An 18,429-nucleotide genomic window follows, 5' to 3' on the forward strand; every position below is an offset into this window, starting at 1 on the left:
CTTCCTTTCATTGCTATTTAATCCCCTATCGCCAACAGTGGATCTTTCAGATTTATGGCCAAGGACGTGACTAAAAACAAAACAACACCCTTCGTTCCTGCATAGTATTTTTTGATGGATTCACCGAATTCGTCGGTGATTTCCCCAAGTAATTCCCCTTTCGCAACACTTTGACCAATGGCCACATTTGGATACCATAATCCTGTGTAATCGGCAAATGACCAATCGAAAGTACTTAATAGTTTTGCTGGTGTTTGCTTAACCACACCATCTAAGGAACCGATTGAGCGCAGCGCATTTTTTACGCCGTCTTGTAAAAGCTGCGAGTTTTCTTTGTCTAAAATTCCTTGTTGACCGGCTTCGGCAATGATGGCTACTTTCCCCTGTAAGGCAGCTGAGCTGTATGTCGAACCACCCACTTGCCCTGTGGAGCCGACAACATATTCAATCCCAAATAATGAAGCTAACCTTCTTGAGTTCTCTGTAATTTCAGCATCCTCGCTAACATGATAAATCGTAAACGGAACTAAGGCTTCAATCATGTCACCGCCGTGCAAGTCAATGATATAATCAGCCTCTTTTATCGCTGTTTCATTAAGGCAGTATGCCAGTTTTTCCGCAGCAGTACCGTCTTCTTTACCGGGAAAGGATCGATTTAAATTTTTATTGTCTTCTGGATGAACATAAATGCTTCGCGTGTAAAAGGACCTTGGGTTGGCAATCGGGATTACGGCGATTTTTCCTTTTACTTCTTTTGGCAAAAGCGTTTTACCGATTTCGAGCGCCGCATCGATCGATGTATACTCACAGCCATGGATGCCCCCTAGAATGAGCACTGCAGGTCCTTCTTCTTCTCCATTAATTAAAAAGACAGGCAATTTTTCTTCAATTAGAGGAAATTGTAAATAACCCTTCACTTTTTCTCCGTGGCCAACAGAAAGGTTTCCAAAATTCCACATGTCAAACCTCCTATAGAAAAAAATGGTGCAAAGCGACCGTATAGAAAATAACGATCGCTCTGCATGATTGATATTAGTCTTTGGTTATCTTTTGGAATGGCACATACCATGTGTTCATCGGATTGATTTCAAATCCTTTTACCCATGTTCTCACTGGTACTTGGACTTTACGCTGCGAAGGGAAAATATATGGAACTTCCTCTGCCATGATGGCTTGAATCTCTTTGTAAATTTCTTCACGTCTGCCTTCATCAACCGTTTGTCTTCCTTCTTCTAATAATTGATCGACCTTCTTATTGTCATAGAATGCTAGGTTAAATCCTGGTCCTTTACTTGAAGAGTGGGCAAAATACCAAAGATTGTAATCTGGATCCGCATAATCTGGTGTCCATCCTCCAATTGCTAACTGGTGCTTACCACTCGTAACTAAATCCAAGTATGTTGGCCATGCCAATGATTTAATTTCAAGATCAATACCAATCTTTTTGAAGTCACTTTGTAACATTACTGCGATGTTTTTACGAACTTCGTTATTTTCAGAAATGGCAATTTCTAATTTAAAGCCTTTTTCCTGACCAGCTTCTTTAAGAAGTTCTTTTGCTTTTTCGAGATCAAAATCATACAATTTCACAGCGTCATTGTAGCCAAACATGCCTTTTGGAATGATCCCGCCGATCCGTTCACCTGCACCTAATAATACATCGTTAATAATAGAATCATAATTTACAGCATGTGCTATCGCTTGACGAACTTTTACATTATCTAATGGTTTTTTCTCGATATTCATCGAAATATCATCAATAGCATATCCTGGAGATTTAAGAATCTCTATGCCATCTGCGCCTTCCAATTGTTTTAATACATCCGGAGAAAGCATCGTATCATCAAGTAAGTCCAGCTCTCCTTTTTCAAGCATTAAGCGTGCTGTGGCTGGTTCATTAACAATTTGGACATTGACTGTTTTTAATTTAGGCACTTCTCCCCAGTAATCGCTGTTTGCTTTCAAAACGAGCTTTTGACCGCGAGCCCAGGAATCTAATACGAAAGGACCTGAGCCCATATCTTTGTCCGCTAGGTAAGCTTCGCCATTATCATTCCCCTCATGTTCAGAAAGTTTAGGGTTGACGATATTTCCAAACACAGTTCCAAGCGTTTTCAAGAATGGAGAAAACGGTTTAAGTAATTTAATTTTGATGGTGTGCTCATCAATAATTTCAAAGCTATTTTCGTCAATTACGCCATTAAATTGTCCAGCGGCTGATTTACCGATTTTTAACGCACGTGTATAGGAATACTTAACTGCCTCAGCGGTTACTGGCGTCCCATCATGGAACTTCGCATTTTTATTTAAATAGAACGTATAGGTTACCCCATCTTCAGGCAAATCCCATTTCTCAGCCAACTGCGGTTTAATTTCTGTGTCCGTTCCATCGTAGGTAACAAGACGATCATAAAGCATATAGGTTACACGAAACGAAGTATTGGACGATGTGCCGTGAGGGTCTAGGTGTGGAATATCTTGGTTAGTAGCATAATTAAAGACATCTGGATTTCCAGAACCTGCTTTCTCTGTTTGCTTTGGCTGGTTATCCTTTCCATCTGTTGGTGTTTTTGTTGTTTCCTCGTTATACTTATTACACCCAGCCAACGCCAAAAGAACCGTCAAAGCTAAAACAAGCATTTTTATTGCAAAATTGTTTTTCCTCATTCGTTTTCCCCCTCGTAATAGTTAACATTGGTTTTGTGGAACATAGTTTTTAACGGTGCGATCACCCCTTTCAATTCGGAACACTCAGCGGTTTTTCGGATCTAATAGGTCTCGTAATCCGTCACCTAAAAGATTAAAACCAAGAACTGTCACAAGGATAGCTAAACCAGGAAACGTAGCAGCCCACCAGGCATCACGTAAAATTTCTCTACTAGATGAAAGCATCGCCCCCCACTCTGGTGAAGGCGGCTGGGCCCCTAAACCGATAAAGCTCAAGCCCGCGGCAGCCAGAATAACAAACCCGAGATCAAGGGATGCTTGAATGCTAGCCGGTGCAATCGAGTTAGGGATAATCTCCTTGAACAGGACCCTAATGGGATTTGCGCCAATCACTCGTGCCGATTCAACAAATTCCGCATTCTTAATGGATAATACGGAGGAACGGACAATCCGTGTATACCAAGGCCACCAGGTGATGGCGAGAGCAAGCAATACGTTTTCAATCGAAGGTCCAAGGGCTGCAGCAATCGACATAGCAAGAATGATTCCTGGAAATGATAGAAAAATATCGGTAATCCTCATGATAATTTGATCAACCACTCCACCAACAAAACCAGCAATCGCACCGAGTACGGTTCCTACTGGAAAAGCAATAACTACCACTAGCAAACCAATTTTTAAAGATATTCTCGTGCCATAAATAATCCGGCTAAAAATGTCCCTTCCTACCTCATCAGTGCCAAACCAATGCTCTGAACTCGGCGGCAGCAATTTCTGTCCCAAGTTTACTTCCAATGGATCCTTTGGGGAAATCCAGGGAGCAAAAATGGTAAGAACAATGATCATTAATACGATGAAAAGTCCAATCAACGTTAATGGACTGGAAAATAAACGTCTAGCCATTCACTCTGCCTCCCCTTAATCATAATTTAGTCTCGGATCGATAACTTGATAGAGAATATCAATAATCAAATTGACCGTAATAAATAATATAGCAATCAGCATCGTAACGGCCATAACGGCAGGAAAATCCAAATACGTAATTGCATTTACCGCATATTTCCCTAAGCCAGGCCAGGAAAAGACCGATTCTACAAGGACACTACCGCCTAAGGAATGGCCAAATGTCATTCCAAGCAGCGTCAAAATTGGCATCATTCCATTTCGTAATGCATGCCCGTAAAGCACCCTCGTATCTGTCCCCCCTTTTGCATAGGCGGTTCTAACATAATCACTTTTTAAAACTTCAAGCATACTGGATCTCGTCATCCTTGTAATCATCCCAATTGTTACCGCAGCTTGAGTAATAGCAGGTAGAATTAGATGAATGATAGCTGATTGGAAAACCGTCCAATTCCCCGAAAGTAATGCATCAAGAGTATACATACCGGTAATCGTTACTGGAGGCGACAGCCCCGTGTCCAACCGGCCAGATCCCGGAAGTATACCGAGTTGGAGATAAAAAAAGAGGAGAAGTAAAATTCCGAGCCAAAACGCAGGCATGGCAACTCCCATTAACGACATGACACGTGTAAACTGATCTGCTATTTTATCCTTCTTATTCGCACTAATGACGCCAAAAGGTATCCCTATTAAAATAGTGATGAACATCGAGAATAACGTTAATTCAAGCGTGGCTGGAAAATAAGCCTTAATATCCTCGATTACTGGCTGGTGGCTAAAGTTACTAAATCCAAAATCACCATGAACCAGGTTGTTCATATACGTTCCATATTGAACATATAGCGGTTTATTCAATCCCATTGTTTCACGGAGTTCTTCAATTACCTTTGCATCGGCATGAGGTCCTGCAGCTAATCTTGCCGGATCGCCGGGAATTGTATTTGAGATAAAGAAAGTCAAGACAGTGATGCCAAAAAGGATCGGAAACATTAGTAAGAGTCTCTTTATTATGTAACGGAGCGCATCCATTCCTACTCCCCTCCTTCGATTTGTTATGAAATAATGAGCCGCGGCTTTTCCAGTTGGGCTGGCTGAACATGGATACAAGCCGCCCAATGGCCCATTTCCTTTTCCCTCAGTTCAGGAACCTCCGTTTTACATTCTGCTGTTGCTACTGGACATCTTGTATGGAAAGGGCATCCACTTGGCGGATTCACCGGGCTTGGGAGATCACCTTGTAAAATGATCCTTTCTCGTTTCTTCGTCGGATCTGGCTGAGGCACAGCCGTCAATAAAGCCTTTGTATAGGGGTGCAACGGATTCTTATATAAATCCTCGACATTGGCAATCTCCACAATTTTCCCTAAATACATCACAGCAACGCGATCGGAAATATGTTGAACAACGGAAAGATCATGGGAAATGAACATATAACTTAAATTAAATTCCTTTTGCAGATCGACCATCAAATTCAACACCTGCGATTGGACAGACACGTCCAGGGCAGACACAGGTTCATCGGCAATAATGAGTTTCGGGTTTAACGTTAGGGAGCGGGCAATGCCAATCCTTTGCCTTTGACCTCCGGAAAATTCATGAGGATACCGATCTAACTGCTCTTTTCGAATCCCGATTTTATCGATTAAAGATTCAATTATTTTCATTCGTTCTGCCTTGTTATTCATTCCATGGACAATCAATGGAGTCTCTAGAATACTCCGAATCTTACTCCTTGGATTTAAGGAAGCATAAGGATCCTGGAAGACTAACTGCATATCTTTACGGACAGTTTTCATTTCTCTTCTCGGCAGATGGGTAATGTTTTTCCCGTTAAAAATGATTTCCCCTGAGGTCGGTTTTAAAAGTTGGAGAATCGTGCGGCCAAGACTGGATTTCCCGCAGCCAGATTCTCCGACAATACCTAATGTTTCACCGTGTTCAATGTGGAGGCTGACACCGTCAACAGCTTTTACTATTTTCTTTTCACCTAAAAATCCTTTTTTAATGGTGAAGTGTTGTTTCAAATCCTTTACTTCGAGAAGTGTCATCCTCTTCCACCTCCTTCTTAAACAACCAGCATGCTGTTATATGATCTTCTCCAACCTCTTGCACCGGCGGAATTTCCTGTTTGCAAATATCCATTTTCTTACTGCACCGATCGTAAAATCGGCATCCTGACGGCATTTGATCAGGTGATGGAACCATCCCGGAAATGGAGCCTAGTTTTTCCTTTCTCTTCCCTAGTTTAGGAATGGATTCAAGCAATCCTTTCGTATAGGGGTGCTTAGGATTCAGGAATAACTCCTTTACATTTGCTTGTTCCACCACTTTTCCGGCATACATTACAATTACCTTGTCGCAAACCTCAGCAACAACACCAAGATCATGGGTAATCATAATAATCCCCATATCATTTATTTGTTTAAGATGGTTCATCAAATCGAGGATTTGCGCTTGAACGGTTACGTCTAAAGCAGTTGTTGGCTCATCGCAAATTAACAACTTTGGATGGCAAGCCATCGCAATCGCAATCATGATTCTTTGTCTCATCCCGCCTGATAATTGATGAGGGTATTCATTTACAAGGTCTTCAGCCCTAGGCAAGCCGACTTCCTTTAACAGTTGAATGACTCTTCGCTTTCGCTCCGCCTTGTTACTATCCGTATGAAGGATTAGCGCTTCTTCGATTTGCCTTCCAACTGTATGAAGAGGGTTTAAAGAGGTTAGCGGATCCTGAAAAATCATCGACATCTGGTTACCACGAACTTTCTCCAGCCGCCGTTTAGAAAATTCGGTCACATTCTCATCATCCAAGAGAATCGATCCTTCGAGCTTTGCCTTTTCAGGAAGAAGTCTCATGATTGATAATGCCGTCAAACTTTTTCCGCAGCCAGACTCGCCGACAATTCCTACTGTTTCTCCTTTTTCAACTTGAAAAGAAACATCATCTAAAATTTTTGTGTATTTTCCTTCTCTTTTTAAGGAAAGAGCTACGTTTTTCACTTGAAGCAGCATAGGTAAAACACCTCCTCCTAATGTCAAAAAACATCCATCTTTTTCAAGTCTTTAAGGGTGTGCAGATAATGATCGGAAAATGCCTTTTTTACTTTCTCTAAATCTTTTGATTTTAGGACATCTAAAAGATGTTTGTGGATATCGACCACGAGTTTTGCCCTTTCAGGAACTACGCTTGCTACAGTAAGAAACATGGCTCCAACCTGAGTATCTAGCTGCTGGTGCATATGAATTAATCGTTGATGCTTTGAAGCCAGCACAATCGTATGATGGAAAGAAATATCACATTTTGCCTCACGTTCCAAGTCTTCCTCTTGATAGGCCGTTTTAAATTCCCCTAATAATTCTTCTAATCTCAAAAAGTCATTGGTTGTTAAGTTTGGTGCAGCCAATTCAGCTGCTTTTCCTTCAAGCAAGGCTCGCATCGTATAGATTTCATAAGCATCCTGGTTAGATAATGTTGTAACAAATGTGCCCCTATTTGTTTCATGATTGATTAGTCCTTCATTCTGAAGCATTCTTAACGCCTCACGAATAGGGCCTCTCGAAATGTTTAGTTTTTCTGCAAGCTGAACCTGATTTACCTTCTCACCAGGTTTTAGCGTCCCATTCATAATCATTTTCCTAATTAAACCGGCCACGTGATCTGAAAGATTTTGATAGTTTATTAACATACTGTTTCACCAGATTCATATTTTTCTTTTAGTTTAGATAAATTTTTCCAATCCATTTGAGCAGCCCCTGATTCAATATCTTTAATGAGGGAAATAAGTAATTGAGTTAATGGCATTTGAATCTGGTGCTTTGCGCCGATTTCAATAACTGGCACTAATTGAAAATCGATTTCTGTCTTACGCTTTCGTACTGCTAAATCCCGCCAGATTCCACTTTTCGCCTTTTTATTGGTTGCCATCCGCTTAGCGAGTTTTTCTAATTGTGCGTTCAAAACCAGTTCATTTCGCGTTTCTCTTGGATAGATATAGGTTGGTTCCCAATCATCAAAGCCTAGCGGTTGAATTCCTTCCTTCGCTGCAACCTCAAGTATTTCTGAACATAGTTCCATCAGCGTTGGACGAAACTCTTGTTTTATCACAACCTCTGCCATTGTTTCATCCACTAATGCCGTTGCAAATAAAAGCCCTGCATAGGAAAGTTTCCCCCATAAATAACCCCAAATATTGTTTGTTACCTCAACTGGACCCCAACAGGTTAAAATATCCTGTAAATCCAGCAGCCTTTTCGTTATTGATCCGTCCAACTCCCCTAAATAGATGGAGGCAACCCCTCCATAAAGAATCTTCCCAGGGGATAAATAATCTGCGGAAAAATTAACAAAGCAGCCAATCGTTCTTTCTTTCCCAATTATCTTTGAAATCACATTTTCACAAAGTCCATTTTGAAATGATATTATTTTTGAATTTTCCGATAATAAAGGCAATACTGATCTAATGGCTTCTTCTGTGTGCTGCGCTTTCACACATAAAAAAACTGTATCTAACATTTTTCCTCTTCTAATTAATTCGTTGGGTGTGTACGCCGAACATTGTACCGTAAATGTTTGATCCGGCCCTTCAATCGTTAAACCATCGTCATTCATTTTGTTAATATGGTCTTCAGCAATATCACAAAAAGTAACTGGTTTTCCATCCTTTACAAGGTAAGCCCCTAGGACACCTCCGATTGCACCTGCCCCAATAATGGTAATATCCATATCCCTAGCCCCCCTAAAATAATTGTTGCCCTCCATCTACTGAAATCGTTTGACCACTAATATAACTAGCAAAATCTGAGGCAAAAAATAACACGGGATTTGCTATGTCTACTGGTTCTCCAAGTCGTTTCACTGAAATAGATTCAATTAAGCCCTCTTGTTGTGATTTAGTCATTCTTTCCCACTGTTTACGGGTAGAGGGATTGGAGAGGACAAATCCTGGTGCAATATTATTAACCGTTATTCCGAAAGGACCTAATTCCTGAGCCATTTGTCGAGTAAATCCAATTTGACCAGCTTTGGCACTCGCATATGCTTGAATACCTGTTAAACTGGTACTTCGACCGGCTCCGCTAGAAATATTGATAATTCGTCCATACTTTTGCTTTTTCATATATGGGGCGACAGCCTTTGTTGTAAAAAACGCCCCATCAAGATTAACATTAAATATTTTTCGCCATTCATCTTCCTGAACATCTTCAATGGGTTGATTCACCTGTCCACAAACCCCACCTGCGTTATTTACCAGGATATCAATTTTCTTATATTTTTCAATTATGTATTGAATGAGATCAATCACTTGTCTTTCCTCGGTTATATCACATGGAAAAATATCAAATTGATTTTGATTCTCAGAATCCTTAAATCGATCATTTATATCATTTCTAACCTGTTCAAGTTCCTCAGCTAAGATATCCGTCCCAATCACATTCGCACCTTGACTCGTAAATGCACAACAGATCGCTGCACCAATCCCATGTGCGGCTCCCGTCACTACTACCGTTTTTCCTGAGAACAGCGAAAAGTGTAAACTGTTAACACTTTCAAACATATTATCTCACCTCTTTATTTTTTATAATAACCGAATGCTTTTCAGAATGTCAAAGAATTTTTAGAATATTTTTAATAATTTTAAAAAGGGAAATTTAAGGAATTATATTAGTAAATTAAAAACCGCCCCTCTGCTAGGCTAACTCGTTAGTCAACTCAGGGGCAGGTACCAAATTTCTAATCAGAGGTTTGAAGATGTCAATAGATAAAAAGAAAAGAATCCAGAAACAGATTCTTCTCATTTGATCCCTATTCTGTTTCATTTGCTTGTACCTCTTCGAAAAACTCCCATGTCAGACCGTTATCTTTCGAAAGAAACTTCCCTTTTACCTTTCCGCCTCGATAATCGCCGGTTGGCCCTTGATTAATAAGAACGGCTAAATGGTCTTCTTCTTTAAAGGGCAGTTCGGCGGTAACGAAAATTTTATTATATTGATCAGGAATCGGAATCGATGCACTCACCCATGAATCTCCACCATCTTGGGTCACATATAATTCAGGTTCTTCTGGATATTTCCTACTCTTTGATGACCAATCCCATTAGTGTCGCAAATTGAATTGCTTGATATGATGAGACCTTGCAGCCATTTAAATCCTCGATTGCCACGGTCAACGTATCAAATGTGGAAGTGCTGATATCAATTCCTTTTAATGATGTTTGGTCAAAGTTTGCGCCATCAAGATTACAATGTTTAAATTCTACGTTTTTTAATTTACATTCATAAAAATCGGTACTTTTTAATAACGTTTCCTGAAATCTTACTTTTTCCAGCTTTGAATTTGCAAATGTCGTCAAGTTTAAAACGGAATTGTCAAACTGAATATTTCCAAATCGTGATTCGGTAAAATCCACACCTACTAATTTACTATTTTTAAATACCACTCTGTGAATAGAAGACTTGCTTAAATTGGCATTGGAAAAATCGCAGTTTTCAAACGATACATCCGTAATATCAATATTTTTAAAATCAGTATGGTTAAACCGGCAATTCTTAATCATCATATTCGATAATCGCACTCTACCAACAGCTTCATTTTCAAAAACGGAGTCAACGACCTGACACATTTCTAATTCATGATCTTCTTCATAAAAAATATCTTGAAAATTCCTTGTAGGTAATTCAACTGAAATTTTAGGTGAGTCAATTTTCATATTTATGCCTCTTTCATCGAAGATTAGTGGTTATGTATTTTTTAAAAATAGCTTATTATTTATACATGACAAAATCTATATTACCTTAAGGGAAGAATATGAGCCAGCCCCACACTAAGCAAATACTTGTATAATAATACCAAAACGATATTAAAGAGAGTGATTTTTATGCAGACTTCCAAACTATCAATAAGCGAACCCACGGATAAGATTTACAGTAACATGAGGATAGCTTATATTCTAGCCGTTTTGATCACCATATTAATAGGCCTAGCCTCCAGAAAATACGGCCCTCTCCTCCCAGAATTTGTAGCGCAAAACGCCGGGGATGCACTCTGGGCGATGATGGTCTATTTTGGATTCCGGTTCTTGCTGGTGCGTAATAGTCTCCCCACTGCCATCTGGCTCAGTCTTTTATTCAGTTTCAGCATTGAATTTAGCCAGCTGTATCAGGCAGACTGGATTAATCAGATTCGGGGTACAGTCCTTGGTGGGTTGATCCTGGGTAAAGGTTTTCTTACGGCGGATCTCATTCGATATACAGCAGGGATTATCATCGCCACTTTCTTGGATAGGGCTGTGCTAATGTTTACTCAACGTAGATAACGTTGGTTATCGTTTCAAAGGTCAATTTCCGAGGCGAACAAAAACAAACTAACCCTTTTACGAACGGATTATAGTGTTCATTGAGCGAATTTGCGGGTTCAATGAGCGAATTTTTCCTTTCAATGAGCGAATCCAAAAAAACAACAATCCTTTAGAAGTGAGCCAAAAATAAAGAACAGGTTCCCGTTAAAAGGACCCTGTTCTTTTTTCCTCCGATCAGTTAGTTCCCACCAATTCTTCCGCTTCATTCCTTTTAGAAACAAGCGACTCAATAACATAGGCCATTTCAAATCCATCTTTAATCGCACCTGTAATGGAACCTGGATTGTTTGCGTCTCCTAAAACAAAGACATTTTCAAAATGGCTTCGATAGAGCTCTTCTAGTGGATTATAGGCTTCTGTTCCCATGGAGAACACGACATGATCGACTTCAAACTCAGTTTGCGCAGCTGATACTTCATCCTCGACGATAACGGAATTTGGCCGGAGCTCTGCTACTTTTTGACCTTCGATAATCTCGACATTTACCTTTTTCAAACGATTCAACAGCATCAATCTGGTGTGGACTGAGACCTTTTCTCCAGTGGCAGTTGGGACGTCAATCAATGTGACAGCGTTCCCCTTTTCGGCAAGCTGGCGGGTTACGCTATAGCAAACCATCCCGCTACCGATTACGGCAATTCTTTTATCATTAAATGCTTTGCGTTCCAAAAGAACATCTTCATAGTCACATACATTCGTAAAATCATTTCCCTCTAAGTCCGGAATGATTGGTTTAGCACCGGTTGCTAAGAATACAGCATAGGGATCTAAAGCTTTGATCATTTCAACTGAAGCCTTTGTATTTAGGCGTACATCCACCTTTAATCGTTCCATTTCATTGCTATGATATTGGATCATCCAGTTCATTTTCTCTTTTGCTTTTGGTGCCGTAACAAGGTTCAATTGCCCGCCAAGCCTATTGTCCTGCTCAATTATGGTAACGTCATATCCTTTTAAAGTAAGAACTCTTGCCGCTTCCATTCCGCCAGGTCCGCCGCCAACGATAGCCACGTTTCGCTTATCTTCAATCGGTTTGATTTCCTTAAACTCCAGTTCTCGGCCGGTTCGAACGTTAAGTGCGCACAGAACGTGAGCGGTAGACCTTGTACAATTTAGGCAGCAAATACACTTCCTAATTTCTTGATCACGGCCTTCCGATGCTTTCTTCGCCCATTCCGGGTCAGCGAGGTGGGAACGTCCCATCGCAATAAAGTCAGCTCTGCCCTCGGCTAAAATGTTGTCGGCAAATGCCGGTTCACGAATAACCCCAACAGTAATCACTGGGATCTTCACTACTTTTTTTATTTCTTCCGCAAGGTACACTCTCCCCCCTTGGTCGAACAACATCGATTCGATTATTTTATTCAAAGAATTATAGTTTCCGCAGCTAGCGTGAATCGCATCTACCCCGACTTTTTCCAAGTAACGGCAAATTTCCTTGCTTAATTCTACATTCGTTCCACCTTCTTCAAACTCGTCTACACTTAGTCGAATCGTAACCGGAAAATCCCAGCCGCATTTTTCCTTTATACCGACAACGATTTCTTCGACAAATCTCATTCTATTTTCAAAGCTGCCGCCATATTCATCGGACCGTAAATTGGTATTAGGGCTTAGGAACTGGTTAATTAAATAGCCATGTGCACCATGAAGCTCGACTCCGTCAACACCGGCTAGTTGACATCTAACAGCACCCATCACAAATTTATTTACGATTTCTTTCACTTCTGCCGTTGTCAATTCCCTCGGTTCTTCTCCAATTGCCGCACAAGTAACCGGACTCGGCGCTACGATTTGTCTCCCGCCGCCTAATACCATGGAAGTGGTTTCTCTGCCTGGATGTTGTAGCTGAACAAATAGTTTTGCACCATATTTTTGGACAGCATTCGACAAGCGATGAATCCCCGGTATGAAACGATGTTCATCTATTCTTAGTTGATTAAATGCGGCTCTGCCATATTCGTAATCGATTGATGTGTATTCAACAAAAATTAATCCAGTTCCCCCTTTTGCCCGTTCTTCATAATAGGCAATTTGATGGTCTGTGATTTCACCATTCGGGCCTGCCAAATTCGTTCCCATTGCAGGCATCACAATTCTATTCTTCAAAACCAAACTCCCGATTCTTCCTTTTTCAAATAGATGACGGAACTTCATACAAACGCCTCCCTTTATCTTGCTCAACACTTCACATAAACGATTGTAAAGTAAATATTTCCAATACTAATTATAACCGAATGCATCAGAAACTTTGTGAATTTGAAGTGTCAATTTTTAGCCTAAAAGGTGTCAGGCACCGATTTCCACACCGAAAGTCTGCGTTGATAATAGGGATCGAGAATTTCAGCAATTTTTCAAAGTTTGTATAGTAGGAAATTGGTCTAAATCTACCTATTATTAAATATTTTATATGAAGGTTACAAAATGAGCTTTTTTATAACAGATACTATATGGAGTAGGTGAGGCCAAATGTTTGCTGTTCATTTTTTAGAAAAGAAAAATGTTTTATTAACTCAGTTGCTTAAACGTGTACCATCTGTTGGGGAAGAGTTAAATATTAAGGGTCGTAAAGTAAAGGTTTCGAGTGTATTTCAAATGGATGAAAAAAATTTTCATGTGCAAGTGATCTTAGAAACTGTCAAAAAGAATAAAGTGGTTGTTGATAATTCTAAAAAGAAAAAAAGATAACGGTGGAGGAAAAAATAATTTTTTGTATTAATTTTTACCAAAATAGGGAAACTAGAGAAAAACGGAGATTTCGGTATGGAGAAGAAAATCGCTATAATATCAGATATTCATGGCAATCAATCTGCTTTAAAAGCTGTATTTGACGATATCAGTCAAGAAGGGAAAATTGACCACATCTATTGTTTAGGGGATTTAGTTGGAATTGGCTATGAAACAAATGAAGTGCTTGAGTTGCTTTTTTCTCGTGACGATATTTCTTTTGTATTAGGAAATCATGATGAAGCAATCCTAGATATCATCGCAGGCAGAGAACCTTACAGTAAGAAGAAAGAAAGGGAACACCACGAGTGGATTGCCTCCCATTTAGATCGGAAATTCCTGCCATTCTTACTGGCGATTCCCACAACAATTGATGCTGTATATAATGAAAAAAAATTACTTTTTTCCCATTATCATTTAGACGAACACGGTGATTTTTTATCGGTTGATTATGAACCGACCATTGAAAAATTGGACTTCCTTTACCGAGATTCATCTGCTGATATCGTCTGTTTTGGCCATCATCATGTCATCCATCATTTTAAAACAAAGAAAAGGCTCTATCTTAATCCCTGCTCACTGGGATGTTATCCGAAGCCGCTCGCCTCTTACACAATTTTGACTATCGGTGAACGCGGTGAAATAGGCGTTACATTTAAAGAAGCCCCTTATGATAATAAAGAATTTTTATTAGGTTACAACAGGCAGAACGTACCGGATTCGGAGTATATTTTGAAAATGTTTCATGGGAATCAGCATCTACAATACCTGTGATTGCCTTTGCTAGCATTTTCACTTCGGCTGCCAATGGCGCTTTTGATCCGGAAAATATTATTGGCGACTGTTGCTTGATGCGGAAAAAAGAGACAGCAACCCTGTCTCTTTTTATCCTTATTATTCATGAAAATTCGTTCCGTCCGTTGTTGCTTTGACAATCTCCGTGCGGATGACAAAGTCACCGAAGTTCTCACTTTCCCGGCGTTCTTTGGCAAATCTTGAAAGAAGTACCTTAAGCTCACTCAGAATTTCAGCTTCGCCAATGTTTTCGCGGTACATTTTATTCAAGCGGCTCCCGTTGCGGGCTGCGCCAAGATACATGTTATATTTGCCGACCGCTTTGCCAATAAAGGCAATTTCTGCGAGTCCAGGACGGGCACAGCCATTCGGACATCCTGTCATTCGAATCGTAATTTCTTCGTCACGCAGGCCATTTTCATCGACAATTTCCTCAATTTTATCGATAAGTTCAGGTAAGTAGCGTTCTGATTCTGCCATTGCCAAACCGCACGTTGGAAGGGCGACGCACGCCATCGAGCTGCGTCTTAATGTGGAGTGATGTTTGCCGTCTGACAGTCCGTATTTTTCCAATAATTCACTTATTTTTTTCTTTTCCGGACTTGATACATTTGCAATGATTAGATTTTGATTTGCTGTCAGCCGGAAATCACCCGTATGGATTTTGGCAAGTTCATGTAAGCCTGTTTTGAGCTTGTAATCCGCAAAATCTGCAACGCGGCCATTTTCGATAAACAGCGTATAATGCCATTTTCCTTGCATTCCTTTTATCCAACCATAGCGATCACCATTGTGATTGAACTGAAATGGTTTTGCCTCTTCCAAGCTCCAGCCAAGTCTTTTTTCCAATTCTGCCTTAACCGATTCGAGTCCGAGGCGGTCTACTGTGTACTTGAAGCGGGCATTTTTCCGAACAGAACGGTTCCCGTAATCGCGCTGAATCGTAATTGTTTGTTCTGCCAGCTCCACCACTTTGTCTGGCGGGCAGAAGCCAATGATCTTTGCTACCTGAGGGTATGTCGCCTTATCGCCGTGTGACATCCCCATCCCGCCGCCGATTGCCACGTTAAAACCACTAAGTTTGCCATCCTCTACAATCGCAATGAGACCAAGATCCTGTGAAAAAACATCGATATCATTCGAGGGCGGGACAGCTATTCCGATTTTAAACTTCCGCGGTAAATAGAGTGCTCCGTACATGGGTTCTTCCTCTATATCTGGTGTACATGCCACTTTTTCCTCATCGAGCCAGATTTCATGATAGGCTCTTGAGCGCGGTAATAAGTAATCACTCAACTTTTTCGCCCATTCATACACTTCGGCATGGATTCCAGATTGATCAGGATTCGGGTTACACATCACGTTCCGATTTACATCCCCGCATGCTGCAAGTGTGGTCAAAAGGGACTGATGAATCTCCTGAATCGTTTCTTTCATGTTCCACTTTAAAATACCGTGCATTTGAAACGACTGCCGTGTCGTCAGCTTTATCGTTCCGTTCGCATTCTTTTCTGCAAGCTCATCTAATACAAGCCATTGTTCAGGTGTAACCACTCCACCTGGAGCACGGACACGGAGCATAAACTGATACGCTGGCTCAAGTTTTTGTTTTTGGCGCTCATTGCGGAGATCACGGTCATCCTGCAAATAGCTGCCATGATGTTTCATCAGGCGGTTATCATCTTCTGGAATACCCGCGCTGATTGGGTCCTGCATTACTTCCACCAAAGTGCCTCTTAGATAGTTGCTTTCTTCTTTTATACGCTCAACATCGCTTGGATCTCCCACTGGCGCTGTTAACGTTTGCTTCACCATTTTGAAAAAACTCCCTTCACTCCAAAATAAATATAGCGTTTCACACTTCCATTTACTATGAAAAATTATTCAAAGGTCCATTCCTGCCAATAAAGGCGGTGCGAGCAGAGCAGAACTTCACCAATTCGAAGTGAAAAATGAATAAAACCCACTCAAATTGGTTAAAATGATTCGTTTTTGCGGCGCTCCGCCCCTTTTCCACACAATCAATATACATCACGCTGATACCGTTTGTTCTGTTGCATCCCGGCAAGATATTCTTCTGCTTTTTCACGGCTCATGCCGCCTTCTTTTTCGATAATTGTGAGGAGTGTTTGATGGACATCATGGGCCATGTGTTTCTCATCGCCGCAAATATAAACCGCTGCTCCATTTTGAAGCCACTCGAACAATTCCTTGCTGTTTTCCTGCATCCGGTGCTGCACATATACCTTTTGCTTGGTGTCACGTGAAAAGGCAATGTTCATTTTTGTCAGTGTGCCGTTCTTCAGCCACTTTTGCCATTCTGTTTGGTAAAGGAAATCGGAGACAAAGTGCTGGTCTCCGAAGAACAGCCATGATTTCCCTTGAGGGGACCCGGTTTCTTCACGCTCCTGCATAAAAGAACGGAACGGCGCTGCACCTGTGCCTGGGCCAACCATGATGATTGGTGTTTCCGGGTTTTGTGGCAGCTTAAAGTTTTCGTTATGTTGAATATAAACTGGCAATGTATCCCCTGGTTTGATTCGCTCAGCTGCCAAAATCGAGCAGACGCCATTCCGTTCACGCCCGTGTGCATCATAGCGGACTGCACCAATTGTTAAATGGACTTCATCCGGATTGGCTGCTAAACTGCTCGAAATCGAATATAGCCGAGCCGGTATTTTTCGAAGAATGCTTACAAACTCCTGAGCCGAACAAATCCAAGGGGTAAAATCACGAACTAGATCTAGTAAATCGCGTCCATCAAGGTACGCCTTTACCATTTGTTCATTTCCCGGTATGGTCAACTCTTTTAGTTCCTTACTCGCTGAAAGCTGTGCAGCCTTCACTAGCAGTGGTTTTGTTAGAATCGTAATTTCATAGTGGGAAAGTAAGGCTGTTCTAAGAGGTCGAACATCTCCCGGTTTAATTGTCACCAGGTCCTCTGGAATCCATTTCATTTCCTCAATTAGCAGGTCGACTAGTGCTTGATCGTTTTCCGGGTAGATACCAAGGCTGTCTCCTGGTTCGAATGTGAGGCCTGAACCTTCAAGAGATATCTCAAGATGGCGCGTTTCCTTATCCGAGCCCCGGCCGTTCAAATTGATATTTTCTAGTACCTCTGCTTGAAATGGATTGGATCTATCGTATGCCGATTCTACCCCTTGAGGAGCTGTTGATTGCGACGGGGTTGGACTTTCGCCCTCTACATCCCCTAAGCTGCCAAGGACTCCTTCCAGCCATTCTGCCGCCGGTTCATCATAATCCACATCGCAGTCAAAGCGAGGGTAAAGTCGGGTAGCGCCGAGTTCTTCGAGGCGCTTGTCGAACTCTTTTCCCGTTTGACAGAAAAACTCATACGAACTGTCGCCAAGCGCTAATACGGAAAAATGAAGGTCTTCAAGCTTCGGTGCCCGTTTGCTATGAAAAAACTCATGAAATGTAAGCGCACTATCCGGCGGGTCACCTTCTCCATGGGTGCTGACGATTATCAGAAGATTTTGGACTTTTTTTAGATTATTTGGTTTAAAATCGCTCATGGATGTGAGGGTTACTTGAAAACCGCTCCCCTCAAGCGTTTTGGAAGCCTTTTTCGCCAGTCCTTGGGCATTTCCCGTCTGTGATCCGTAAAGAATGGTTATTTTTTTTGGGATTGTTTGTTCTTTTGCCAGTTGTTGTGTTGTTTGTGCATCTGATGTTTCCAGTGCGGAATTCATGTGAGATGCAGCGAGAAAACCGCTGAGCCAAAATTTCTGTGATTCTGTCAAGGTCGGCAGAATGCGATTTAGGAGCTCTGCCTGCTCCTGATTAAACGGACTGTTTAATACTTGAAGTTGCAATATTACCACCTCGCTATGGTATAAAAGTTGTTTATCGATATGGGGCGGAGTGCCGCAAATTTTTTTTGTTTTGTGAAGGTCATAGTGACCGTGAACACGTTTTTTTCCGGGCAACGGCACTATGAACCTCTTATAGTGCCCAT

At 41.2% G+C, this 18,429-nt stretch carries 17 protein-coding genes; 3 read left to right on the top strand and 14 right to left on the bottom strand.

Annotated features, from left to right (window positions below; all coding sequences use genetic code 11):
• Positions 1 to 17 precede the first annotated feature (17 nt).
• The 11 genes from BANVL01_RS08130 to BANVL01_RS08180 all read right to left on the bottom strand — a co-directional run bounded on the left by BANVL01_RS08130 (position 18) and on the right by BANVL01_RS08180 (position 10,280).
• Complete coding sequence (locus tag BANVL01_RS08130) at positions 18 to 959, bottom strand: M14 family metallopeptidase (RefSeq protein WP_066147795.1); 942 nt, start codon at positions 957 to 959, stop codon at positions 18 to 20.
• Positions 960 to 1,032: 73 nt separating this feature from the next.
• Complete coding sequence (locus tag BANVL01_RS08135) at positions 1,033 to 2,667, bottom strand: ABC transporter substrate-binding protein (protein ID WP_066086519.1); 1,635 nt, start codon at positions 2,665 to 2,667, stop codon at positions 1,033 to 1,035.
• A gap of 84 nt (positions 2,668 to 2,751) precedes the next feature.
• A complete protein-coding gene (gene nikC / locus BANVL01_RS08140; RefSeq protein ID WP_066086516.1) occupies positions 2,752 to 3,570 on the bottom strand; it encodes a nickel transporter permease in 819 nt (272 codons plus the stop codon).
• 15 nt (positions 3,571 to 3,585) lie between these two features.
• Positions 3,586 to 4,599: an ABC transporter permease gene (locus BANVL01_RS08145; RefSeq protein WP_066086514.1), complete on the bottom strand. Its 1,014-nt coding sequence runs from the start codon at positions 4,597 to 4,599 to the stop codon at positions 3,586 to 3,588.
• A gap of 23 nt (positions 4,600 to 4,622) precedes the next feature.
• Entirely contained in the window at positions 4,623 to 5,618 is a 996-nt protein-coding gene (locus BANVL01_RS08150; protein ID WP_066086512.1) for an ABC transporter ATP-binding protein, read from the bottom strand.
• Positions 5,572 to 6,585: an ABC transporter ATP-binding protein gene (locus tag BANVL01_RS08155; protein ID WP_066086510.1), complete on the bottom strand. Its 1,014-nt coding sequence runs from the start codon at positions 6,583 to 6,585 to the stop codon at positions 5,572 to 5,574. The genes BANVL01_RS08150 and BANVL01_RS08155 overlap by 47 nt, the downstream gene beginning before the upstream one ends.
• Before the next feature lie 23 nt (positions 6,586 to 6,608).
• Positions 6,609 to 7,259 carry a GntR family transcriptional regulator gene (locus BANVL01_RS08160; RefSeq protein ID WP_066086508.1) on the bottom strand — a complete coding sequence of 217 codons (651 nt, stop codon included), beginning with the start codon at positions 7,257 to 7,259 and terminating at the stop codon, positions 6,609 to 6,611.
• Positions 7,253 to 8,296, bottom strand: coding sequence for a ketopantoate reductase family protein (locus BANVL01_RS08165; protein WP_066086505.1), 1,044 nt, complete (start codon positions 8,294 to 8,296; stop codon positions 7,253 to 7,255). Before BANVL01_RS08165 ends, BANVL01_RS08160 begins: the two co-directional genes overlap by 7 nt.
• A 13-nt stretch (positions 8,297 to 8,309) precedes the next feature.
• Positions 8,310 to 9,128, bottom strand: coding sequence for an SDR family NAD(P)-dependent oxidoreductase (locus BANVL01_RS08170; RefSeq protein ID WP_066086502.1), 819 nt, complete (start codon positions 9,126 to 9,128; stop codon positions 8,310 to 8,312).
• A gap of 248 nt (positions 9,129 to 9,376) precedes the next feature.
• Positions 9,377 to 9,589 (bottom strand): hypothetical protein, encoded by a 213-nt coding sequence (locus tag BANVL01_RS08175; protein WP_066086501.1) that lies wholly within the window; start codon positions 9,587 to 9,589, stop codon positions 9,377 to 9,379.
• A 55-nt stretch (positions 9,590 to 9,644) separates the two neighbouring features.
• Positions 9,645 to 10,280 carry a pentapeptide repeat-containing protein gene (locus tag BANVL01_RS08180; RefSeq protein ID WP_066086500.1) on the bottom strand — a complete coding sequence of 212 codons (636 nt, stop codon included), beginning with the start codon at positions 10,278 to 10,280 and terminating at the stop codon, positions 9,645 to 9,647.
• A gap of 168 nt (positions 10,281 to 10,448) precedes the next feature.
• On the opposite strand from BANVL01_RS08180, the gene BANVL01_RS08185 reads away from it, so the two are divergent.
• Positions 10,449 to 10,886 (top strand): ribosomal maturation YjgA family protein, encoded by a 438-nt coding sequence (locus BANVL01_RS08185; RefSeq protein WP_066086499.1) that lies wholly within the window; start codon positions 10,449 to 10,451, stop codon positions 10,884 to 10,886.
• A 216-nt stretch (positions 10,887 to 11,102) separates the two neighbouring features.
• Here the strand turns inward: BANVL01_RS08185 and BANVL01_RS08190 are convergent, their stop codons facing one another.
• Positions 11,103 to 13,085 carry an oxidoreductase gene (locus BANVL01_RS08190; RefSeq protein ID WP_066086496.1) on the bottom strand — a complete coding sequence of 661 codons (1,983 nt, stop codon included), beginning with the start codon at positions 13,083 to 13,085 and terminating at the stop codon, positions 11,103 to 11,105.
• A 312-nt stretch (positions 13,086 to 13,397) separates the two neighbouring features.
• Between BANVL01_RS08190 and BANVL01_RS08195 the strand changes: the two genes are divergently transcribed.
• Together BANVL01_RS08195 and BANVL01_RS08200 are read left to right on the top strand one after the other, a co-directional pair.
• Positions 13,398 to 13,616: a hypothetical protein gene (locus BANVL01_RS08195; protein ID WP_066086494.1), complete on the top strand. Its 219-nt coding sequence runs from the start codon at positions 13,398 to 13,400 to the stop codon at positions 13,614 to 13,616.
• Positions 13,617 to 13,691: 75 nt separating this feature from the next.
• On the top strand, positions 13,692 to 14,429 hold the full coding sequence (locus tag BANVL01_RS08200) for a metallophosphoesterase family protein (RefSeq protein WP_066086492.1): 738 nt from the start codon (positions 13,692 to 13,694) through the stop codon (positions 14,427 to 14,429).
• A gap of 120 nt (positions 14,430 to 14,549) precedes the next feature.
• Here the strand turns inward: BANVL01_RS08200 and cysI are convergent, their stop codons facing one another.
• The gene (gene cysI / locus BANVL01_RS08205) at positions 14,550 to 16,265 is read right to left on the bottom strand and encodes an assimilatory sulfite reductase (NADPH) hemoprotein subunit (RefSeq protein ID WP_066086490.1); all 1,716 of its coding nucleotides are present in this window, start codon (positions 16,263 to 16,265) and stop codon (positions 14,550 to 14,552) included.
• 206 nt (positions 16,266 to 16,471) lie between these two features.
• Positions 16,472 to 18,286, bottom strand: coding sequence for an assimilatory sulfite reductase (NADPH) flavoprotein subunit (locus tag BANVL01_RS08210; protein ID WP_066096426.1), 1,815 nt, complete (start codon positions 18,284 to 18,286; stop codon positions 16,472 to 16,474).
• Positions 18,287 to 18,429 lie beyond the last annotated feature (143 nt).

The organism is Neobacillus novalis NBRC 102450 (assembly GCF_001591805.1).
Taxonomy (GTDB): domain Bacteria; phylum Bacillota; class Bacilli; order Bacillales; family Cytobacillaceae; genus Neobacillus; species Neobacillus novalis.